Origin of the sequence: Reichenbachiella agarivorans (genome assembly GCF_025502585.1) — a bacterium.
GTDB classification, from domain to species: Bacteria; Bacteroidota; Bacteroidia; order Cytophagales; family Cyclobacteriaceae; genus Reichenbachiella; species Reichenbachiella agarivorans.
The window spans coordinates 403,923-410,000 of sequence record NZ_CP106679.1 but is presented as its reverse complement, the minus strand read 5'-3'; the positions used below and the strand labels follow the sequence as shown (position 1 = coordinate 410,000).

The following is a 6,078-nucleotide window of genomic DNA, read 5'->3' as shown; positions in this document are numbered from 1 at the left end:
TTTAGGAGCAGCGTGGAGGTTAAGTCTAACGGAGGTAGAGCTACCAATAGGACTAGGGGGAGTCAAATCCTACCAAATCCTGATGAACTCCGAATGCCGTTAGATATACTCTGCAGTGAGGGTATGGGTGCTAAGGTCCATATCCGAGAGGGAAAGAACCCAGATCTACAGTTAAGGTCCCAAAATATATACTAAGTTGAACTAAGGCGGTTCAGTTGCCGAGACAGCCAGGATGTTGGCTTGGAAGCAGCCATTCATTTAAAGAGTGCGTAACAGCTCACTGGTCGAGCGACAGAGCATCGATAATAATCGGGCATCAAGTATATTACCGAAACTTAGAATTGTAATTTATTACACTGGTAGGGGAGCATTCTAATCTGCGATGAATGTGTGGCGTAAGCCATGCTGGAGCGTTTAGAAAAGCAAATGTAGGCATAAGTAACGATAATGCGGGTGAGAAACCCGCACACCGATAGACTAAGGATTCCACGGCAATGCTAATCATCCGTGGGTTAGTCGGGACCTAAGGCGAACCCGAAAGGGGTAGTCGATGGACAATGGTTTAATATTACCATACTACCATACTCAGTGATGGGGTGACGGAGTAGTGAAAGCGCTGCGAACTGACGGAATAGTTCGTTGAAGGGTGTAGTTATATAGACAGTAGGAAAATCCGCTGACTATGATGAACCTGATAGTACCACAATCCTTCGGGAGCGTGGATAATGCGCCTAATCAGACTTCCAAGAAAAACCTCTAAACTTATGAATATGGTACCCGTACCGCAAACCGACACAGGTAGTCAAGGAGAGAATCCTGAGGTGCTCGAGTGATTCATGGCTAAGGAACTAGGCAAAATCGCCCTGTAACTTCGGGAGAAGGGGCGCCCGCAGCAATGCGGGCCGCAGTTAAAAGGCCCAGGCGACTGTTTAACAAAAACACATGGCTTTGCGAAATCGAAAGATGATGTATAAGGCCTGACACCTGCCCGGTGCTGGAAGGTTAAGGGGGGATGTTATTTCTTCGGAGAGAAGCATTGAACTGAAGCCCCAGTAAACGGCGGCCGTAACTATAACGGTCCTAAGGTAGCGAAATTCCTTGTCGGGTAAGTTCCGACCTGCACGAATGGTGCAACGATCTGGGCACTGTCTCAGCCATGAGCTCGGTGAAATTGTAGTCGCGGTGAAGATGCCGCGTACCCGCAACGGGACGGAAAGACCCCATGAACCTTTACTATAGCTTCACATTGGTATTGGGTAAATGATGTGTAGGATAGCTGGGAGGCTTTGAAGCTGTGTCGCCAGGCATGGTGGAGCCATTGGTGAAATACCAGCCTTTATTTATCTGATGCCTAACCCTATATGGGGACATTGTGTGGTGGGTAGTTTGACTGGGGTGGTCGCCTCCAAAAGAGTAACGGAGGCTTTCAAAGGTACCCTCAGCACGCTTGGTAACCGTGCGTAGAGTGCAATAGCATAAGGGTGCTTGACTGTGAGGCCTACAAGCCGAGCAGGTACGAAAGTAGGATATAGTGATCCGGTAGTTCCGCATGGAAGGGCTATCGCTCAAAGGATAAAAGGTACTCTGGGGATAACAGGCTGATCTCCCCCAAGAGCTCATATCGACGGGGAGGTTTGGCACCTCGATGTCGGCTCGTCACATCCTGGGGCTGGAGAAGGTCCCAAGGGTTGGGCTGTTCGCCCATTAAAGTGGCACGCGAGCTGGGTTCAGAACGTCGTGAGACAGTTCGGTCCCTATCTGTTGTGGGCGTAAGAAATTTGAGAGGCTCTGACTTTAGTACGAGAGGACCGAGTTGGACGAACCTCTGGTGTACCGGTTGTGGTGCCAACTGCACCGCCGGGTAGCTACGTTCGGTGAGGATAAGCGCTGAAAGCATCTAAGTGCGAAACCCTCCTCAAGATGAGATTTCTTTTAAAGGTCGTCATAGACGATGACGTTGATAGGCTACAGGTGTAAAGGCAGTAATGTCAAAGCTGAGTAGTACTAATTACCTGTAAGCTTTTTATAACGGTGCGCGTTTTCTTTCTTTCATGACACAATGTCAAATCTAGTATTTAGTACCTAGTACTGAGTATTTGGACTTTTAGGATATTAATAGCTAAGGCAGTAGGCCGAAGCAGATTGCATGTTGCAATAAGACATTAGTCTAAGATCTAGAATCTAATCATCTAGCATCTTACAAAGACATTATGGTGACTATTGCGAGGGTGTCCACCTCTTCCCATTCCGAACAGAGAAGTTAAGCCCCTCAGCGCCGATGGTACTCCGGTAATACGTGGGAGAGTAGGTCGTTGCCAGCTTTTATCAAAGCCTTGTAGATTGAGTTCTGCAAGGTTTTTTTATGTCTATACCTCAGTAGAAGTCAATTGTCCACTGTCTTAAGAAATCTTTATTGAAGGGCTGCTTTATAGACCTCTATCGCTCGTAGTCTGGAAAAAGAATGGTCTACTATTGGTGTTGGGTAATCGCCAGAGAGTAGTTCTGGTATCCATTTTTTAACATATTCGAGGTCTTTGTCGAATTTGGTGAGTTGTATGCTTGGATTAAATACTCGGAAGTAGGGTGCCGCATCACAGCCACACCCAGCAGCCCATTGCCAGTTGCCATTATTGGAGGATAGTTCATAATCTAGCAATTTGGAGGCGAAGTAAGCTTCTCCCCATCTCCAATCAATCAACAAATGTTTGCATAAGAAGCTTGCAGTCACCATTCTCACACGGTTGTGCATATAGCCAGTTTGATTGAGTTGCCTCATACCAGCATCTACTATGGGATAACCTGTTTGTCCTTTGCACCAATTTTGAAATTGACCCTCATTGTTTATCCATTGGATATTATCATACTTAGGTTTGAAGCTCTCGGATACTACACGAGGAAAGTGATAGAGGATTTGCATGAAAAATTCTCTCCATATCAATTCACTGAGAAATGTCTGATTGACTTGATTGGCAAGATCTACTACTTGTCTGATACTAATACTACCAAAGCGGAGATAAGGACTGAGATAACTCGTCGCATCTAATCCGGGGTAATCTCTCTTGTCTTGATAGTTCTTCAATTGATCCAAGGAGAAAGGCTTAACTGACCTATTGCTTTGTTTGAAACCTAGTTCTGTACGGCTGGGGAATGTATAATCTGCTTGAAAGTATATCGCTTGATTGTTTTCTTTCCATTTCTGTATGAGACGGGGTTGATAGAATTTTTCAAGCCATTTGTTCTTATATGGAGTGTAAACAGTATAGGGAGTCCCGTCAGCCTTTAAAATATCATTTTCTTCGAAGATGACTTGGTCTTTTACTTGTTCAAAACGCGTACCTGATTGGGATAATAATTGAGATACCAATTTGTCTCGCTGAATGGCATACGGTTCATAGTCTTTGGCGCAAAACACCGTATGAATATTGTACTCCTTGGTCAATCCTTTCCATATAGTTTGAATCTCACCTTTTTTGATTAGCAGCGAACTATTATGTGCTGCTAGACCATGATTTATTTTTTCTAGTTGTTTGTAGATAAAATTGACCCGAGCATCATCTTTAGGCAGCTCATTGAGTATGCTTTCGTCGAATATGAACAGCAGGAGTATCGGTAGGTTTTGTCTGCTGGCAGTTTCTATGGCAGTATTATCCTCTATTCTAAGGTCTCTTCTAAGCCATATAACATTGATAGGTGTTTGATTCATGGTAAGGTGAGTCAGCTAACTTGGGTTATGTACGTTGGAATGATTTATCTGTTTGACAATGGTAAGGTAGGTACGATGGTTTTATAAATGTAATGAAGGATACTGGGTGATAAAACATGGTCTTTTAAGCCAAATCACTCTTTATGTTATCAAAGTAATAACCGTTGTCTAAAAAGCATAGTCAATTGGTACTTTCATTTAATACAAAAATAATTATGAGCAAATGCCTTGATAATATCAGAATGCCATTTTTGTAAATAAACAAGCATGAATCTTCAACCATCAAACCAGACAGGTGCCTTAAAAGCCAGAGCTTCTAGAAGGAGAAAAATCATTCACCTGTTGAGAGCTATACAACAAGTATTGTTTTCACTTGTCGCACAGTTTATCGGACCACTCAGGTCACCACTTAAGTCCAATTAGATGAAAAAGGGAGATAAGAGGGAGGTTGATATTCTGGTGCTTTCTGACATTCATCTGGGAACCTACGGTTGCCGTGCCAAAGAACTTTTGGCCTACCTCAAGAGTATCTCACCCAATCAGGTGATTCTCAACGGAGACATCATTGATATCTGGCAATTTAGCAAAAGATATTGGCCTAAAAGTCATATGAAGATTGTAAGTCAGATTTTTAAATGGATCACCAAAGGAATCAAAGTAACCTATATCACTGGGAATCATGACGAAATCCTCAGGAAGTTTGAAGGCTTCTCTGTTGGGACATTTGAGCTTCAAAACAAAATGGTGATGGAACTTAAGGGGAAAAAGGTATGGGTCTTTCACGGGGATGTATTTGATGTCACGATGCAACATACTCGTTGGGTTGCTAAGCTAGGTGCGATAGGGTATGATTCATTAATCATGATCAACCAAGTGGTGAATTTTATTAGTGAGTTTGTAGGTCAGGGTCGTATATCTCTTTCTAAGAAGGTGAAAAATAGTGTAAAGAGTGCAGTCAAATTTATCAATCAATTTGAAGATACAGCCACGCAGATTGCTGCAGATAGTGGTTATGAGTATGTGATATGTGGTCATATTCATCACCCTGAGATGAAAAAGTATGATACAGAAAATGGCCCTGTGATGTATTTGAATTCTGGTGATTGGATAGAAAATTTGACCTCTCTAGAGTATCACAAAGGCGAATGGTCATTGTTTCAATTTGAAGACAAAGATTTTCCAGAACTGAAAAAATCAAAAAAGAAGGGAGATTCAGATCATGATGATGAGCCAGGGGATTTGTCATCCAGGTCACCAAAAGAGCTCTATGGCAAAATGCTCCAAGAAATGCTCAAGAATTAATTGATGAAGGGAAGATTAGATATATGAAGATATTATATGCGATACAGGGAACAGGAAATGGACATTTGAGCCGTGCGCTGGATGTGATTCCTGCGTTGAGTAAACGAGTCAACGTCGACGTATTAATCAGTGGTATTCAGGCTGATTTGAGTTTGCCATTTCCAGTGAAATACAGGTATGATGGAATGAGCTTCATCTTTGGCAAAGGTGGTGGCGTAGATATTGTCAAGACTTTCAAGAATGCCAGTATTCGTAAGTTGATGAAGGAAATCAAATCCTGTCCTGTAGAACAATACGATTTGGTGATCAACGATTTTGAACCTGTATCAGCATGGGCTTGTCGCATGAAAGGAGTCAAGTGTATTGCATTGAGTCATCAAAGTGCCTTGCGTTCCAAATTGGTTCCTAAACCACCACATGCCGATTGGTTTGGTTCTCAAATATTAAAAAATTATGCTCCTGCAGACGATTACTACAGTTTCCATTTTCGTCGATATGATCAAAAGATTTTTACGCCTATTATTCGAAATGACATTCGCAATCAGGAGATCACGGACCTTGGACACTACACAGTTTATTTGCCAGCCTATGGAGATAAGAAATTGATCAAGAATCTCTCAAAAATCAAGAATGTACAATGGGAGGTGTTTTCTAAACATACATTAGAAGATTATACCCAAGACAATGTGCATATACAACGCATCGATGGGTTGAGATTTGTGGAGAGTATGGCATCTAGTGCTGGCGTATTGTGCGGAGCGGGGTTCGAAACACCTGCTGAGGCGATGTACCTCACCAAAAAATTGCTGGTAGTACCTATGAAACGCCAATATGAACAGCATTTCAATGCAGAAAGTCTCAAAGAATTGGGGGTGCCTGTTTTGACAAAATTGAATAAAAAGGCAAAAAAGGTGATTCAAAATTGGGTAGATCATGGGAAGGAAATACCTGTTTATTTTCCTGAGCAAACTCAGTTTATCATTGATAAGGTACTCCAAGAGCATATTTCTGCTCCTGAAGCAGAACCTAAGAAGCCTATTTTTTCTTTTCCCAGATTGAAATTTTTATCCTAA

General features: G+C 42.4%; 3 protein-coding genes and 2 rRNA genes (1 of these 5 cut by a window edge). 4 read left to right on the top strand and 1 reads right to left on the bottom strand.

The window, feature by feature from the left end; all coding sequences use genetic code 11:
* Window positions 1-2,028: ribosomal RNA gene (locus N6H18_RS01655) — 23S ribosomal RNA — on the top strand; it begins 852 nt to the left of the window's first position.
* Between the two features lie 181 nt (window positions 2,029-2,209).
* Window positions 2,210-2,321: ribosomal RNA gene (rrf, locus tag N6H18_RS01650) — 5S ribosomal RNA — on the top strand.
* Window positions 2,322-2,410: 89 nt separating this feature from the next.
* Here the strand turns inward: rrf and N6H18_RS01645 are convergent.
* On the bottom strand, window positions 2,411-3,703 hold the full coding sequence (locus tag N6H18_RS01645; RefSeq protein ID WP_262310107.1) for a cryptochrome/photolyase family protein: 1,293 nt from the start codon (window positions 3,701-3,703) through the stop codon (window positions 2,411-2,413).
* A 423-nt stretch (window positions 3,704-4,126) separates the two neighbouring features.
* Here N6H18_RS01645 and N6H18_RS01640 point away from each other — a divergent pair, with 423 nt between their 5' ends.
* Window positions 4,127-5,005 carry a UDP-2,3-diacylglucosamine diphosphatase gene (locus N6H18_RS01640; RefSeq protein WP_262310106.1) on the top strand — a complete coding sequence of 293 codons (879 nt, stop codon included), beginning with the start codon at window positions 4,127-4,129 and terminating at the stop codon, window positions 5,003-5,005.
* A gap of 23 nt (window positions 5,006-5,028) precedes the next feature.
* Window positions 5,029-6,078, top strand: coding sequence for a glycosyltransferase family protein (locus tag N6H18_RS01635; protein ID WP_262310105.1), 1,050 nt, complete (start codon window positions 5,029-5,031; stop codon window positions 6,076-6,078).